Raw genomic sequence first — 14,516 nt, 5'->3', positions numbered from 1 at the left:
GTGAGCCGCTCCGGCTGCGCTACGCGACGCGCGCGGTGGTCTGCCGGCTGCCGGCGCTGAGGATCTCGGCGACCGGGTGGTGGGCGACCGGCTCGCCGACCGACAGGACGCCGTCCGCGTCCGCCACCCGCAGCTGGGTGATGCTCCCGTCGAGGAACAGCACCACGGCGTCGGCTGCGCGGGTCTCGACGACGATGCCGTCGCGCCACGCAGCGGGGGCCGCGGTCGCCATGAGGCGCTGGATGGGAAGGATCGTCGTGCGGGACATGGCTTCACCTGCTCTCGAAGGGGTTCGGTGCAGGAAACCTACGTCGACGTGACGATCCCCGGCGCGACGGCGGACGCCGGGCGTAACAGAGCGGGTGCCGACGTTCCGGCCTGGTGCCCCGGCTCCGCTCAGAAGATCATCGGGCGGTCGTCGTCGAGCGACGTGTCCAGGTCGAGGTCCACCACCACGGGCACGTGGTCGCTCGGGGCGTCGCCCTTCCGCTCGTTCCGGTGGATCGACGCGTCGGTGACGACGTCGGCGAAGGCCTGCGAGCCGAGCACGAAGTCGATGCGCATGCCCTCGTTGCGTGGGAACCGCAGCTGCTTGTAGTCCCAGTAGGTGTACCCGTCGGGCACGATCGGGCGGACGACGTCCTGCAGCCCCCGGGCCTCGAACTCGCGGAACGCTGCCCGCTCGGGCTCGCTGACGTGCGTGGACCCTTCGAACACCCGCAGGTCCCAGACGTCCTGGTCGAGCGGTGCGACGTTCCAGTCGCCCATCAGCGCGAGCGGGGTCTCCGGCGACGCCTCGATCCACTCCGACGTCCGGTCGGCCAGCTGCGCGAGCCAGTCGAGCTTGTACGTGTAGTGCGGGTCGCCGAGCTCGCGGCCGTTCGGCACGTAGAGGCTCCAGAGCCGCACGCCGTCGACCGTGACGCCGATCGCGCGGGCCTCGACCGGCAGGTCCGGCCCCTCGTGGCCCTTCAGGAACCCGGGCTGGCCCGGGAAGTCGCGGGTGACGTCCTCCATCGGCAGGCGGCTGGCGAACGCGACGCCGTTCCACTGGTTCAGGCCGTGGGCCTCGACGTGGTAGCCCGCAGCCTCGAACTGCTCGACCGGGAACTGCTCCGGCTTGCACTTGATCTCCTGCATACCGAGGACGTCGACGTCCTCACGCACCAGCCAGTCGACGATCCGACCCACTCGGGTGCGGACGGAGTTCACGTTCCAGGTCGCCACGCGCATGGAACAAGAACCTACCGGTGCCGACTGACGACGAGGTCGGCAGGTGCATCGTCTGTGCGGCGTCCGGCACGATGGTGTTCGCTGGAGGCCAGCAATCGACCGCACGGAGGCAGCAATGGCATCGACGACGAACCGCGTCGACGGGACCCCGACGGGGGCCACGCTCGGCACCGGGGCCGGCAACACCCAGCCCGCAGGCACCACCACGACGCAGGTCACCGCCAAGGGCAAGACCATCATCGACGACACGGTCGTCGCGAAGGTCGCGGGCATCGCCGCTCGCGACGTGCCTGGCGTCTTCGCGCTCGGCGGCAACGCCTCGCGCGCGTTCGGCGCCATCCGCGACGCCATCGGCTCGAGCGCGCTCGGCCAGGGCGTCCGCGTCGAGGTCGGCGAGACCCAGGTGGCGGTCGACCTGACGATCGTCGTCGACTACCCGACGCCGATGATGGAGGTCGCCTCCGCGGTCCGCGCCGCCGTCACGAGCGCCGTGACCGAACTCGTCGGCCTCGAGGTCACCGAGGTCAACATCGCCATCAACGACGTGAACATCCCGGCCCTCAACGGCGTCGCGGACGAGCTCGACACCCGGGACGGTCGGGTCCGTTGAACGCCACCGTCGTCGGGATGGGCGTCGGTGCCCTGCTCGCGATCGTCGCCGTGACGCTCGGGTTCTGGGCGTTCGTCGTGGTCGCCGTCTGCGTGGCGCTCGGCGCACTGGTCGCACGCATCGTCACCGGCGACGTCGACTTCCGTCGCCTGCTCGACGTGCTGCGCGGACGCCGGAGCTCGTCGTGAGCGACGCCGCCGTCGCCACGACCGGCGACCGCGGCGTCCGGGTCCCCGGTTCCGGTCCTGGCGCTGCTCCCGTCGGTGTCCGGGTCCCCGGTTCCGACAGGATCGGAGCGCACGCGCTGGTGCGGACCGCGCAGGCGGTCGCCGCCGAAGCGCTGCGCGTTGCCGCCCGGGAGGTCCGTGCCCGCGTCGCCGACGACGGCCGCGGTGCGCTGGCGGTCGAGATCACGGCCCCGCTCGCCCTGCCGGTGCTGGGTTCGCACGCACTCCCCGACGAGCCGGTCGTCGCCACGGCGCACCGGGCTCGCGGCACGATCGCCGAGCGCTTCCGGACCATCACCGGCCGACAGGTCGCCCGCGTGACGGTGACGTTCGCGTCGTCGGTGGTGGACACCCCGCGGAGGGTCCGGTGACCGTCCCACCCCTCGTCGGCGGGCCCGCCGGGGACCACGCTGCCACCTACCGGCGCCTGCTGCGTCGGGAGACCCACGTCTCCCGTTCGGGCGCCGTCGTCGTCGCGATGCTCATCGCCCTGGTGCTCGCCGCCGCTGCGGTCTTCGCCGGGGCGCTCGTCCTGCTCGACCAGAACGTGCTCGGTGTCGACCCCCGTGCCGTGGTCGACGCCGCCCTCGCCGCGCCGGACGGCCTCGACACGACGATCGTGATCGGTGTCGGCGCCGTCGTCGCCCTGATCGGCCTGGTGCTCCTGCTGCAGGGGATCCTGCCGCAGCGGCGCCCACGCCACACGATGTCGTCCGACCGGCTCGCCGTGGTCGTCGACGACGAGGTCCTGGCCTCCGCCGCGGCCCGCGCCGCCCGATCCGCGACCCGTCTGGGCGCCGACGCCGCCGTGGGCACAGTCGGCCGTCGCACGGTCGACGTCGTGCTCCGGCCCGCAGCCGGGGTGGACGTCCCCGCGGTGGCCGCGACCGAGGCCGTCGAGCGGGAGTTCGCCGCGATCGACGCGCAGCCGGCCCTCGCCGCGCGCGTCCGGGTGCAGCCGACGGGGCGGGTGGACGGATGAGCGCCACGAACCGCGCACTCGGACGCACGGCACTGATCGTGCTCGGGCTCGTCCTGCTCGTCGCCGGGGTCGCCGCGATTCTGGTGCAGACCGCCCAGAGGTTGCCCCTTGTCGCGTCGTGGTGGCGCGCGGTCGGCGATGCCCTCGCCGGACTCGGCACCGGAGCGTCGCGTGACGACTCGGTGTTCGCGTGGACCTGTGTGCTCGGCGGTGGTGTCGTGGTCGGCGTGCTCGCCCTGGTGGTGCTGACGACGCTCGGCGGTGGTCGCGAGAGCACCGTCGTGGACAGCGACGGCTCAGCGGACGGCGTCGCCGGTTCGGTGCGCATCGAGTCCACCGCCGTGCAGCACGCGCTCTCCTCGGCCATCGGGGACCTGCCCCAGGTCGGCTCGCTCGCCGTCGACGTCTACCGGGTCCGTGGCGGTCGGGCGATCCGGGTGCGGGTCCGTCCGCGGCGGGGAGCCGCGCCGCGCGAGATCACCGAACGGGTCGAGGCCGTCTTCGCCGACCTGGACGCCCTGCTCGGCGAACGCCTGCCGGTGCTGCTCGAGATCGCCCGTGGTGGGTCGGGGTCCTCCCGCCCGGACCGCGTGCACTGAGCGTCGCCGTGGTGCGCTCGATCGGTGGACTGCCCCGGCCGGGTGAGACCGTCCCGGTACCGCGCGTGGTCACCGACGTCGCCCGAGGGCGTGAGGTCGCGCTCGTCTGGCACAACCAGATCGGCGGGACGACGTTCCGCATCGGGCCGGACGCGCACGCCGAGGAGTTCGTGAAGGTCTTGCCGCACGCCTACGGTTCGTGGATCAGCGGCGAGGCCGCGCGGCTGACGTGGGCGTCCCGGTACGCCCGGGTGCCGGAGGTGCTCGACCACGGCACCGACGAGGACGGCGTCTGGCTGCACACCCGCGCGGTGCCCGGCTGGAGCGCCGTCGACCCGTGTTGGCACGACGAACCCCGGACGGCGGTGGTCGCGGTGGGCGAGGGGCTGCGCGCGCTGCACGACGCCCTGCCGGTCGACGACTGCCCGTTCACGTGGTCCACGGCGGACCGGCTCGATCGCGCGCGTGCGGTCGACACCGACGCCGACCGCGGGCCGGGCGCGCTCGGTCCGGAGCCGCCGACCGACCGGATCGTCGTCTGTCACGGCGACCCGTGCACGCCGAACACGCTCATCGGTGCGGACCGGCGGTGGAGCGGGCACGTTGACCTGGACGCGATGGGGGTCGCGGACCGCTGGGCCGACATCGCGGTGGCGACGATGGCGCTCGGCTGGAACTACGGACCCGGGTGGGAGCCGCTGTTCCACCGGGCGTACGGGCTGCCGGACGACCCGGAGCGCACCGCGTGGTACCGGGCGCTGTGGAACACCGACGTGGACGACGTGGGGCCTGCCGCGGGCTGAGCCGGAGGCGGGCTGGTCCGCTAGAAGGCGACGCCGCGCGCCGACATGAACGGCACTGGGTCGGTGGTGGCGCCGTTGATGTGCACCTCGACGTGGCTGTGGCAGCCGGTCGATGCCCCGGTGGAGCCGACGAGTGCGATGAGCTGCCCCGCGGAAACCTGTTGTCCTCTGGCGACCCGGAAGCCGCCGTCGACGATGTGGCCGTACGCGGTCTGCACGCCGCCGCCGTGGTTGATCCGGACGTAGTTGCCGTACCCGCCGTACCAGCCGACGTAGTCGACGGTGCCGGCCGAGGCCGCGACGATGGGCGTGTAGCAGCCGCTCGCCAGGTCGGTGCCCTCGTGCATGGTCACGACGCCGGTGATCGGGTGCACGCGGTACCCGTAGGGGCTGATGACGTAGCCGCTGGCGGGGCGGACCCAGCCGGTCCCCGAGCCCGCGCCGACGGAACCGCCGCCGCCCGAACCGCTGCTGCCGGTCGAGCCGCCGCCTGACGGAGCGCCCCCGCCGGAGTTCGCGGCAGCCTGTGCGGCGGCCGCTCGCTGCGCGGCTGCTGCGCGCTCTGCAGCTTCGCGTGCCGCCTTCTCTTCCGCCGCCTTGCGGATGCGCTCACCCTTGGCGAACTCGGCTTCGGTCCGGACCCGGCCCGAGGTCAGCGTCGCGAGCTGGGCGTCGAGTCGTGCCTTGTTCGACTGCTGCTCGTCGTAGGCGGCCTGCACGGCGTCGGACGCCGTCTGGGCTTCCTGCATGCGGTCTTCTGCTTCGGCGGCGAGGTCGCCGAGTGCTTCGGCGGCGCGGTCTGCCTGCGCTTCGAGCGAGCTGGCGACGGCGGCGTCGGAGCTCGCGGCGGCCTGCACACGCTCGGCCTGCTCGGAGAGCTTGCTCAGCGCGCCGAGGTTGTAGAGGAGGTCGCTGGCGTCCTTGCCCTGGGTGATCACCGAGGTGGTGACGTCGGCGCCACCGGAGCGGGACATCTGCGCGGCGAACTGGCCGGCCTGCGCGGCGCTCTGGTCGGCGACCTCCGCGTGCTCCTTCGCGTCGGCGCGGAGCTGCTGTTCCTTCTCGGCGGCGGTCTGGGCCTTGCGCTGCGCCTTGTAGAACACGTCACCGAGCTTCTGCGCCTTCGCCTCGGCAGCCTCGACCTTGGCGTCGAGTTCGCTGATGATGCCCCGGATCTCGGTGATCTGCCCCTGCTTCGCGGATTCCTTGCCACGGGCGGACTTCACTTCGTCCCACGTGGGGTAGGTCACCGCCTGGGCTGCCGGGGCATCGACCACGACCGTGCCGACGAGGCCCGCGAGCGCCAGGCCGGTGACGGCGAGGCGCAGGCGCACGGGGACACGGGGGACGCGGAGGCGTGAGGGGCGAGACATCGAGCACGAGCCTATACATCCGTACAGCGAGCATCGGACGGCAACGCGCCGCTGTGGACAACTTCAGCAGCGGATCAGAAGCCGCGCTCGCGGCGGATGACGTCGGCGCTCCCGACGACGTCGCGCCGCAGGAGGGCCTGCCCCGCGGTGCCGGCGTAGTCGTAGACGTCGAAGCCGGTGCAGTGGGTGATCGTCGCCGGCGGGCCGAGGGAGTCCTCGACCGCGGTGGTCCAGAGGTCGTGCGACCCGACCACCACGAAGCTCGGGTCGGCACCGCGGTACGCCCCGAGGTCGACGAGCCACGGGTACGTCTCGAAGGTGTCGCGGACCTGCAGCAGCTCGAGGTTCGTCGACGCGTAGGTGGCGAGGGGACGGACGGTCCAGAACTGTCCGACGCCGGTGACCTGGCGTCCGTGCGCCCAACGGTCGAGGCACGCCGCCGCCGGGTACCGGGCGGTCGCCACGGCGTGGGCGGTCCCGGGGGCCACCGCGACGCCCACCGCGAGCACGGCGGCCATCGCGACCGCGCCCCCCGCTCGGACGCCCCGGTGGGGACGGTGGACCCGTGTCCGGCGCACCGCGGTGCGGGTGAGTTCGGCCACGGCGACGAGTGCGAGCAGCGGTGCGGTCACGATCGGCTGCAGGTAGCGCGGGGTCTCGGACCCGGCGACGACGACCCCGACGGACACGGCGACGACGGTCACCAGGGGGAGCAGCGTCGCGACCAGCACGGTGCGGGCGGTGCGGACCCGCCAGGCCCAGACCGTGCCGCCGACGGTGACGAGCACGCCGGCGAACAGCAGCAGCAGGCCGACGTCGCCCGGTGCCGTGCCCGCCCGGTCATCGGTCAGCGCCGCGAAGAACCGCAGCGTCTCCCCGGCCCGCGACGGCTGCACGTACGTCGCGGGGTCGAGGGAGACGAACGGCCGCAGCGGGATCCGCACCAGGTACCCGACGACCGAGCCGATGGTGACGGCACCGGACAGCAGCGCCGCCGGACGCCACGGCACCCGGCGCGCCAGCACCAGGAGCCCGAGCGTGACGACGACCGGAGCGGCGGACCACGGCACATACAGCGGGTTCGACGCCGTCGTGCACGCGGCGACGAGTCCGAGCACCACGAGCAGCAGCACCGACGCCCGGCCGAGCCGCACCGCCCGCAGCACGAGGATCGCGGTGCCGAGCATCGCCAGCACGGCACCGTAGTAGTAGGTCGTCGTGAGCAGCAGCGACGCCAGCTCGAGCGAGGTCGCCGTCGCCGACGACTCGGTCAGCACCAGCAGGGTGACGAGGCCGAGCGCCCCGGCCGACACCGCGATCCGGGCGGGGCGCCCGGCGGACGGCATCAGTTCGTTCGCGGCCGCACGCACCAGCGCGTAGACGGCGAGGAGCACGAGCACCCCGTTCAACGCCAGGGCCTGCTGCGGTGTCGCGGTCACCAGCGCGCTGAACAGGTACGCGGGCAGCTCGGGGAAGAAGAACAGCGCGGGCGACATCGCCCACTCGAACGGCTGCCCGGCCTGCAGCGAACGCTCGACGAGCGGCAGCAGCACCGAGTCGCCGTCGTACCAGAGCAACGCCACCCGTTCCGTCGCGATGACGTGGCGCAGGGCGATGACGGCCAGGGCCAGCGCGACCAGGCCGCCAAGGGCCTCCCGTCCGATCGTGACGGCCACGGCACCGGGCCGGCGGCCGCCGGCCGGAGCCGGCTCCACGGCGGCGCGACGCGGTGCACGGGACATGCCCCGGAGCGTACCGACGCTGCCTCGGTGCCAGCACGCACAGACGCTCAGGCTGGGGGAGCGCGCTGCGGGCCCGACCGGCTACCCTTGTGCGCTGTGACCGACGCGCGCGAACAGTTGATCCAGTACATCTCCTCCGAAGCGGTGTTCCACGGCGACTTCACCCTGACCAGCGGGAAGAAGGCGACGTACTACATCGACCTGCGGAAGGTCAGCCTGGACCACCGCGTCGCGCCGCTGATCGGACAGGTCATGACCGAGCTCGTGCAGCAGGTGCCGGACGTCTCCGCCGTCGGCGGGCTCACCATGGGCGCCGATCCCATCGCCAGCGCCGTCCTGCACCAGGCCGCCGCCCAGGGACTGACCTACGACGCCTTCGTCGTCCGCAAGGAGCCGAAGGACCACGGCCGCGGCAAGCAGGTCGAGGGCCCGGACCTGCAGGGCAAGCGCGTCGTCGTGCTCGAGGACACCTCCACCACCGGCGGCTCGCCGCTCAAGGCGGCCGAGGCGCTCGAGCGCGAGGGCGCGATCATCGCCGCCGTCGCGGTCGTCGTCGACCGGGACACCGGTGCCAAGGAGACGATCGAAGCGGCTGGCTACCCGTACTTCGCAGCCATCGGGTTGGCTGATCTGGGGCTGACCGCGTGACCGAGGAGCGTCCGGACGACGCACGCGAACCCGACGGCACCGCCGGCCCGGCAGACGGGGACGACGGCCAGGAGGCTCGGCGTGCGTCCGGATCGGACGCTCCGTTCCACGGTCTCCGCAGCGCTGCGGACATCTTCGGGGCCCCGCGGGGCGAGGAGGACTGGCCGTCGCGCCGGGAGCGTCGCGAGGCCGAGCGCACCGCGCGTGAGACGGGCGCACCGCTTCCCGAGCCGTTCGTGCCCGAGCCCGAAGATGCTGCGCCTGCGCCTGCGCCTGCTGCTCCTGCTGCTGCTGCTGCTCCTGCTGCGCCGGACGACTCGACCCAGGCCATCTCGATGCCCGCCGAGCTGCTCGCGCCGTCGGAGAACCCCGACGCCGCCGTCGAGCACGAGCGCTCCACGCTGCACGACCGGATCCCGGCCGCCGCGGACGTCCCCCCGGACTCCACCGCACCGCACCCGTCGTCGATCGTGCTGCCGACGGCCCAGGCCCACCGCGATGAACGTGCCGCCGCGTCCAAGGCGATCGAGGACGAGCGTCGCCGCGTCGACCCGTTCGGCGAGGGCCGTGCCGACGTCGACTGGCTCGGCCGTGCGACGGGATCGCACCCGGAGCCCGTGGCGCCCGCTGCGCCGCAGCCCCTCGGTGTCGAGAACGTGCTGCCCCCGACCGAGGAGCCGCCGACCTTCACCGACCTGTTGCGCATCACGAGCACCGGGCCGGTCCCCACGCAGACCGGCGCCCACGACCGGCCGTTCGACTGGGCGATCGGCGACGACGACGAGCCCGGCGAGGTCCCGGCGACGCTGACCACCGACTCGTTCGACACCACCGCACTGTCCGCAGGGTCCTGGTCGCTCGCCGACGAGTTCGACGACGAGGACGAGGTCGTGGCCGGCGAGGTCGACACCCCGGCCGCCGGGCTGCCCCAGGCGCCGCGCACCTACCCGGTGCCGCCGGCCGTGCCGGTGCCGCCCGCGGTGCCGCCGGCTGTGCCCGCTGCCGCCGCTGCCGGCGCAGGTGCTGCCGCCGCTGCTGCCGGCGCCGCTTCGCCGGACGCGAGCGACCCCGCGGACCCGACCGAGGCAGTGGACGCGCCCCGTGCGTCCACCGGAGCCGACGAAGCGGAGGCGACCGAGGGCCTCCGATCCGACGCCCCGACCACCGCGATCCCGGCAGCCGGGACGCCCTGGTGGTCCGAGCCCGACGCGACCGTGCCGCCGACCGCTGCGCCGCCGCTCGTGGAGCCGACCGCGGGTGCCCAGGAGTACCCGGCACACCTGCCGCCGTCGGTCGGACAAGACCTCGACGCCGTGCTCGGACTGGGCCGGACCGACACCGGTCCTCAGCCGGAGTCGCTGCCCGCCGCCGCGCCGGACGACCTGGACCAGTCCGAGTGGGACGGCCGCGAGACCAGCGACACGAGCGCCATCAAGGACCTGTTCGGCACCGAGGCCGTCGGGCAGCTCGGTGACACCGGCTACGACCCCGAGGACACCGGCACGCGGATGATGCCCGCGGCTGCCGTGCCCACTGCTGCTGCTGCGCCGGCTGCGGCCCGCCCTGCTGCTGGTGCTGGTGTCGGCCGGTCCGCGGCTGCTCCGGACCGACAGCCCGGCGAACGCGACAACTTCATCAACGAGGGCTTCGCGCGGCTGCGGAACGAGGGCAAGCGCGGCAAGCAGCTGCTGATCTACGGGTCGATCGCCCTGATCCTCGTGCTCATCGTGCTGGTCTTCCTGCTGTCGAAGTGGATCCTCGGCAACAACATCGCCGACCAGGCCGTCCCGACGAAGTCGCCCTCGGCTGCGTCGTCGGCATCGGCGGCCCCGACCGCCGCTCCCTCGACCGCGCAGTCGAGCGAGGCCACCGCACCCGCCGCCGCGCTGCAGTTCGCGACCACACCGGCCCAGCCCGGTGAGCACCCGTGGACCGACCTGGCCGGTGGGGAGTGCCTGTCCCCGTTCACGAACGCGTGGTCGCAGACCTTCACGGTGGTGGACTGCGCGACGCCGCACATCGGGCAGCTGACCGCACGCCTCGCCGTCGAGGGTGACACCTACCCCGGTGCCGAGGCCCTTGCGACCCAGGCGGCCGACCAGTGCCAGTCCGACACGGCCCTGAACGCCTCGGCCGCGGCTGCTGTGGGCGACGTGCAGGTGCAGGGTTCCTACGCGCCGGACCAGGCGACGTGGGACCAGGGTGACCGGTTCATCGCGTGCTTCGTGACGCGGTCGTCGGGGCAGCCGCTGACCGGGTCGCTGGCTCCGGGGGCGTAGGGGCGCGGGGCGGGGCGCACCCGTTCTGCGACGATCCGCCCCGTGATCGACGGGTGCTCTGTCGGAACATGCACACGCAGCGGATGCGTGCGCAACGAACGACATCCCACCCGTCGAACGACGAGTGGGATGTCGGAACATGCACGCGCATCCGTTGGCGCGCGGGCGTCAGGCGCTCGTCGGCACCTTCGCCGACACGTCGGACAGCGTCTGCAGCTCGTCGGCGGAGAGCTCGAGCTCGGCGGAGGCCAGCAGCGCCGGCAGCTGCTCGGTGTTCCGGGCGCTCGCGATCGGCGCGACGACGTCGGGCTGCGCCTGCAACCAGGCGAGTGCGACCGTGGCGATCTCGGAACCGTGCGCGTCGGCGATCGAGGACAGCGCGTCCACGACGGCGAGCCCTTCGTCGGTGAAGTAGCCGGACACCTGGCCCTCGCGGTCCTTGCCGGCGAAGTCGTCCTTCGTGCGGTACTTGCCGGTCAGGAACCCCGCGGCGAGCGAGAAGTACGGCACGACGCCGAGCCCGTGCTCGTGGGCGAGCGGTGCGATGTCGGACTCGTACGGCTGGCGGGTGACCAGGTTGTAGTGCGGCTGGATCGCGACGGGCTGGGCGAGGCCGTTCTCCGTCGCGATGCGGATCCACTCCGCGGCGCGGTCCTTCGAGTAGTTCGAGATCGCGGTGTACCGGACCAGACCGTCCTGCACGAGCTGGTCGAAGGCGCGGACGGTCTCCTCGAGCGGGGTCGACTGGTCGTCGAAGTGCGCGTAGTACAGGTCGATCCGGTCGGTGCCGAGGCGCTCGAGGCTGGCGCGGGCAGCGGCGGCGACGGTGTCGGCGCCCAGGCCCTGGAACTCCGGGTGCTGCGAACCCTTGGTGGCGATGACGACGTCGTCCCGCTTGCCCGAGGCCCGGAGCCACGAACCGATCACACGCTCGGACTCGCCACCCGAGTTGCCCGGCGCCCACGCGGAGTAGACGTCGGCGGTGTCGATGAAGTCGCCGCCGGCCGCGGTGTAGGCGTCGAGGACCCGGTGCGAGGTCGACTCGTCCGCCGTCCACCCGAAGACGTTGCCGCCGAGGGCGAGTGGGAACACGTGCAGGTCACTGGTACCGATGCGGGGCATGCGGAGGTCCTTTCGTGGTCGGAGGTGCGGTGGGAGCGAACCGCACGTCTCCCGACGCTATGCCCCGATGCTTGACACGGCCCCGGCGCGAGGGGCTTCGATGGAGGGATGACCACGCTCACCGCTGCCCTCACCGACCCGCGATCCTCTGCCCGGTTGCAGGCCGTGATGGCCGCGGGCACCACCCCGGACCCGTCGGACCTCGAGGTGCTCGTCGCGCAGTGCGCCGTGGAGCCGGACTTCTTCGTCCGCGACATGCTGACGTGGGCACTGACCCGACACCGGGCCGAGGGCGTCGTGGCCCGGGTGCTGCCCGAGCTCGAGCGCCCCGAGCCGCAGGCCCGCAGCCAGGCGCTGCACACCCTGTCGAAGATCGGTGACCCGGACGCCTGGCCGGCGGTGCGCCCGCTGCTCGGGGACCAGGACGACGAGGTGCTCCGAGCCGCCTGGCGCACTGCGGTCGCCCTGGTCCCCGGCGACGAGCGGGCGTCGCTCGCGCGGACCCTCGCGGTGCAGCTCGGCGTCGGCGACCGGGATCGTCGGCTCAGCCTGTCGCGTGCGCTGGTGGGACTCGGCGAGGACACCGTCGCGCCGGTGCTGGCCGCGGCTCCCGACCGGGGCTCCGACGTCGTCCGCGAGCACGTGCGCGAGACCGAACGCCTGCTGCACGACCCCGGCGTCGCCTCCGAGTACGCGCTCGAACGGGCTCGGCGCGAGGTCGCCCTCGGCCGGACGCGTTCGGTCAAGGGGTAGGGCCGGCCAGCGCGCCCGGCCGGGCGCGCCGAGTGGTCGCGGACTGTCGGTTTCGGGCCTGTCGGGCGACGGATGGTGACCGGTCGGCGGACGTGAGCGGGGTGTCGTGACCGGCGGGGGTGCCGGACGGGAGGCACGTGACGGTCGCGCGCTGAGCCTCCCGTTCGTCGCCACGCGCGTTCGCGGGGCGCGGTGCGGTCGCGACACCCCGTGCGCTGGGCGCCGAGCGGTCGCGAATCGTCGGTTGCGGGGCTGTCGGACGACAGTTCGTGACCGCTCGGCGGACGTGAGCGGGGTGTCGCGACCAGCCGACCGGCCGACCAGCCGACCAGCCGACCAGCCGCGACCAGTCGACCAGCGCCCGCAGCGCGGTCAGTCGCCGTCGGGCGCCAGCCAGATGGACGCGGCGGCGGCGGCCGGCAGGTCGACGAGGGACTCCGAACCGTCGGTCGAGCGTCGTGACACCGCGATGACGCCGGCGTAGTCCCGCACCCGCTCCACCCGCAGGTGCGTGCCCAGCCGGACCCCGAGCTCGTCGAAGTACCGCAGCAGCGACGGGTCGTCGTCCGAGACCCGGTCGACCGTGCCGCACGCACCGGGCTCGATCGCGCCGAGGAGCGTGCCGGGGGAGTCCGGCACGATGCCGTCCGCGCCGGGGATCGGGTCACCGTGGGGGTCGTGCGTCGGGTGCCCGAGGTCGGCGTCGACACGGTCCAGGAACCGCTCCGAGACCGCGTGTTCGAGGGCCTCGGCCTCGGTGTGGACCTCGTCCCACGAGTAGCCGAGCCGTCGCACCAGGAACGTCTCGATCAGCCGATGCCGGCGGACCATCGCCACCGCGACCTGCTGGCCCAGGGGCGTGAGGACGACGCCGTAGTACGGGGTGTGCTCGATCAGGCCGTCACGGTCGAGCTTCTTGAGGTTGCCCGACACCGTCGACGCCGACACCTTCAGCGACGCGGCGATGTCCCGCGTCGCCAGCCCGGGCCCGCCGCGCTCGCTGGCCTTCCAGATGAGCTTGACGTAGTCCTCTGCCATCGTGGACAGGGAGGGCAGGCGCATACCGCCAATCGTACGTCCCGCCTGGTACAACCGGGAGGTGACCACGACCACCCCCACCCGAGCCCGCCGCCGTCGCTGGCCGGTGCCCCCGTCGCTGCTGCTCGGGCTCGCGCCGCTCGTGGTGTTCGCGGCCATCAGCGCCTGGCGCTCGCGGCCGAGTGACGACTACGCGACCCTCGCGCAGACCGTCGACAGCGTCGTGCACGCCCTGGTCATCCCCGAGGGCATCGCCGTCGCCGCGCTCGCCGTGTTCGTCACGGCGCTCGGCTGGTGGCGGATCGCCACGGTCGACCCGGTCCGGACGCGGGTGCGGTGGACGATGCTCGCGCCGATCCTCGTGCTGGTGGTGTGCGTCGTGCGGCTGCCCCTGATCGACTGGACGGCGCTGCCGGCGCACTACTTCCTGCTGCTCGCCGTCGGGGTGCTGTTCGTCGGGGTGTTCGAGGAGCTGATGGCCCGCGGGACCCTGCTCGTCGGGCTGCGCCGCCGCCTGCCCGAGATGGGTGTCTGGGCGCTGTCGTGTGTGCTGTTCGGGCTGCTGCACCTGCTCAACGCGCTCGCCGGGGCGGGCATCGGACCGACGCTGATCCAGGTCGTGTTCGCGGCATCGTTCGGGTCGACGCTGTACGTCGCGCGTCGGCTGACCGGGTCCCTGCTCGCACCGGTGCTGCTGCACGCCTTCTGGGACTTCGGGTCGATCGGGTTCTCGGCGACCGCGGACACGGGCGACTTCGGGAAGCTGACCCTGCTCGGCCTGATCGGGCTGTTCTCGTTCGGGGTGCTCGCGTTCGGCATCGTGGCGGGCGGGGTCGTCGCCTGGTACGACGACCGACCGCGGCGGCTGGCGAAGCGGTGGCGGACGGTACCGCCCATGGGGGCGGTCGTGGTGCCGGGAGGCGAGCCGCGCCTCCAGGCCGACGTGGTCTGAGGGAACGGACGCGACGAGCGCGGGGCGACCCCGCGCAGACGCGACGGTGCCCCGGAACGCAGCACGCTCCGGGGCACCGGTCTGTCGAGTCAGTCGGCCCGACACGTCGTGTCAGTCGGCCCGACGCGTGGTGTCAGTCGGCCCGACGCTCCGTG

General features: G+C 73.3%; 16 protein-coding genes. 10 read left to right on the top strand and 6 right to left on the bottom strand.

From position 1 onward, the window contains the following. Window positions 1-19: 19 nt before the first annotated feature. The gene (locus ASF75_RS05665; RefSeq protein ID WP_056069500.1) at window positions 20-268 is read right to left on the bottom strand and encodes a hypothetical protein; all 249 of its coding nucleotides are present in this window, start codon (window positions 266-268) and stop codon (window positions 20-22) included. 128 nt (window positions 269-396) lie between these two features. After that, a complete protein-coding gene (locus ASF75_RS05660; protein WP_056069497.1) occupies window positions 397-1,233 on the bottom strand; it encodes an exodeoxyribonuclease III in 837 nt (278 codons plus the stop codon). Window positions 1,234-1,348: 115 nt separating this feature from the next. Here ASF75_RS05660 and ASF75_RS05655 point away from each other — a divergent pair, with 115 nt between their 5' ends. From ASF75_RS05655 to ASF75_RS05630, 6 genes are all read left to right on the top strand, one after another. After that, window positions 1,349-1,843 carry an Asp23/Gls24 family envelope stress response protein gene (locus tag ASF75_RS05655; RefSeq protein ID WP_017886346.1) on the top strand — a complete coding sequence of 165 codons (495 nt, stop codon included), beginning with the start codon at window positions 1,349-1,351 and terminating at the stop codon, window positions 1,841-1,843. Continuing rightward, the gene (locus ASF75_RS05650) at window positions 1,840-2,031 is read left to right on the top strand and encodes a DUF2273 domain-containing protein (protein ID WP_056069495.1); all 192 of its coding nucleotides are present in this window, start codon (window positions 1,840-1,842) and stop codon (window positions 2,029-2,031) included. The genes ASF75_RS05655 and ASF75_RS05650 overlap by 4 nt, the downstream gene beginning before the upstream one ends. Then, a complete protein-coding gene (locus ASF75_RS05645; RefSeq protein ID WP_056069492.1) occupies window positions 2,028-2,441 on the top strand; it encodes a hypothetical protein in 414 nt (137 codons plus the stop codon). Before ASF75_RS05650 ends, ASF75_RS05645 begins: the two co-directional genes overlap by 4 nt. Further along, a complete protein-coding gene (locus tag ASF75_RS05640; RefSeq protein WP_056069488.1) occupies window positions 2,438-3,052 on the top strand; it encodes a hypothetical protein in 615 nt (204 codons plus the stop codon). The genes ASF75_RS05645 and ASF75_RS05640 overlap by 4 nt, the downstream gene beginning before the upstream one ends. After that, on the top strand, window positions 3,049-3,651 hold the full coding sequence (locus ASF75_RS05635) for a hypothetical protein (RefSeq protein ID WP_056069485.1): 603 nt from the start codon (window positions 3,049-3,051) through the stop codon (window positions 3,649-3,651). The genes ASF75_RS05640 and ASF75_RS05635 overlap by 4 nt, the downstream gene beginning before the upstream one ends. A gap of 65 nt (window positions 3,652-3,716) precedes the next feature. Further along, window positions 3,717-4,454, top strand: a complete 738-nt coding sequence (locus ASF75_RS05630; protein ID WP_235517548.1) for an aminoglycoside 3'-phosphotransferase — start codon at window positions 3,717-3,719, stop codon at window positions 4,452-4,454. Window positions 4,455-4,474: 20 nt separating this feature from the next. On the opposite strand, the gene ASF75_RS05625 is transcribed toward ASF75_RS05630, so the two are convergent. Both ASF75_RS05625 and ASF75_RS05620 read right to left on the bottom strand, forming a co-directional pair. Next, the gene (locus tag ASF75_RS05625; protein ID WP_156463795.1) at window positions 4,475-5,827 is read right to left on the bottom strand and encodes a M23 family metallopeptidase; all 1,353 of its coding nucleotides are present in this window, start codon (window positions 5,825-5,827) and stop codon (window positions 4,475-4,477) included. A 74-nt stretch (window positions 5,828-5,901) separates the two neighbouring features. Beyond that, window positions 5,902-7,569 (bottom strand): hypothetical protein, encoded by a 1,668-nt coding sequence (locus tag ASF75_RS05620; RefSeq protein ID WP_056069478.1) that lies wholly within the window; start codon window positions 7,567-7,569, stop codon window positions 5,902-5,904. 96 nt (window positions 7,570-7,665) lie between these two features. Here ASF75_RS05620 and pyrE point away from each other — a divergent pair, with 96 nt between their 5' ends. Continuing rightward, the gene (gene pyrE / locus ASF75_RS05615; RefSeq protein WP_017886338.1) at window positions 7,666-8,217 is read left to right on the top strand and encodes an orotate phosphoribosyltransferase; all 552 of its coding nucleotides are present in this window, start codon (window positions 7,666-7,668) and stop codon (window positions 8,215-8,217) included. Next, entirely contained in the window at window positions 8,214-10,496 is a 2,283-nt protein-coding gene (locus tag ASF75_RS05610; protein WP_056069475.1) for a septum formation family protein, read from the top strand. The genes pyrE and ASF75_RS05610 overlap by 4 nt, the downstream gene beginning before the upstream one ends. A 168-nt stretch (window positions 10,497-10,664) precedes the next feature. Here the strand turns inward: ASF75_RS05610 and ASF75_RS05605 are convergent, their stop codons facing one another. Then, window positions 10,665-11,618 (bottom strand): aldo/keto reductase, encoded by a 954-nt coding sequence (locus ASF75_RS05605; protein ID WP_056069473.1) that lies wholly within the window; start codon window positions 11,616-11,618, stop codon window positions 10,665-10,667. Between the two features lie 108 nt (window positions 11,619-11,726). Here ASF75_RS05605 and ASF75_RS05600 point away from each other — a divergent pair, with 108 nt between their 5' ends. Further along, on the top strand, window positions 11,727-12,371 hold the full coding sequence (locus ASF75_RS05600) for a HEAT repeat domain-containing protein (RefSeq protein ID WP_056069470.1): 645 nt from the start codon (window positions 11,727-11,729) through the stop codon (window positions 12,369-12,371). 372 nt (window positions 12,372-12,743) lie between these two features. Here the strand turns inward: ASF75_RS05600 and ASF75_RS05595 are convergent, their stop codons facing one another. Then, window positions 12,744-13,433, bottom strand: coding sequence for a metal-dependent transcriptional regulator (locus ASF75_RS05595; protein ID WP_017886335.1), 690 nt, complete (start codon window positions 13,431-13,433; stop codon window positions 12,744-12,746). A gap of 37 nt (window positions 13,434-13,470) precedes the next feature. Between ASF75_RS05595 and ASF75_RS05590 the strand changes: the two genes are divergently transcribed. Further along, window positions 13,471-14,361, top strand: coding sequence for a CPBP family intramembrane glutamic endopeptidase (locus tag ASF75_RS05590; RefSeq protein WP_071250520.1), 891 nt, complete (start codon window positions 13,471-13,473; stop codon window positions 14,359-14,361). The last annotated feature ends 155 nt before the right edge of the window (window positions 14,362-14,516 follow it).

It is taken from the genome of Curtobacterium sp. Leaf154, from assembly GCF_001424595.1.
Taxonomy (GTDB): Bacteria; Actinomycetota; Actinomycetes; order Actinomycetales; family Microbacteriaceae; genus Curtobacterium; species Curtobacterium poinsettiae.
This window is presented reverse-complemented; position numbering and strand designations above follow the sequence as displayed.

Excerpts from the sequence above, each read along its gene's own strand:
- ASF75_RS05655 (WP_017886346.1), top strand. The coding sequence starts at position 1,349 with ATGGCATCGACGACGAACCGCGTCGACGGGACCCCGACGGGGGCCACG.
- ASF75_RS05595 (WP_017886335.1), bottom strand. The coding sequence starts at position 13,433 with ATGCGCCTGCCCTCCCTGTCCACGATGGCAGAGGACTACGTCAAGCTC.
- ASF75_RS05620 (WP_056069478.1), bottom strand. The coding sequence starts at position 7,569 with ATGTCCCGTGCACCGCGTCGCGCCGCCGTGGAGCCGGCTCCGGCCGGC.
- ASF75_RS05665 (WP_056069500.1), bottom strand. The coding sequence starts at position 268 with ATGTCCCGCACGACGATCCTTCCCATCCAGCGCCTCATGGCGACCGCG.
- ASF75_RS05625 (WP_156463795.1), bottom strand. The coding sequence starts at position 5,827 with ATGTCTCGCCCCTCACGCCTCCGCGTCCCCCGTGTCCCCGTGCGCCTG.
- ASF75_RS05605 (WP_056069473.1), bottom strand. The coding sequence starts at position 11,618 with ATGCCCCGCATCGGTACCAGTGACCTGCACGTGTTCCCACTCGCCCTC.
- ASF75_RS05660 (WP_056069497.1), bottom strand. The coding sequence starts at position 1,233 with ATGCGCGTGGCGACCTGGAACGTGAACTCCGTCCGCACCCGAGTGGGT.
- ASF75_RS05635 (WP_056069485.1), top strand. The coding sequence starts at position 3,049 with ATGAGCGCCACGAACCGCGCACTCGGACGCACGGCACTGATCGTGCTC.
- ASF75_RS05600 (WP_056069470.1), top strand. The coding sequence starts at position 11,727 with ATGACCACGCTCACCGCTGCCCTCACCGACCCGCGATCCTCTGCCCGG.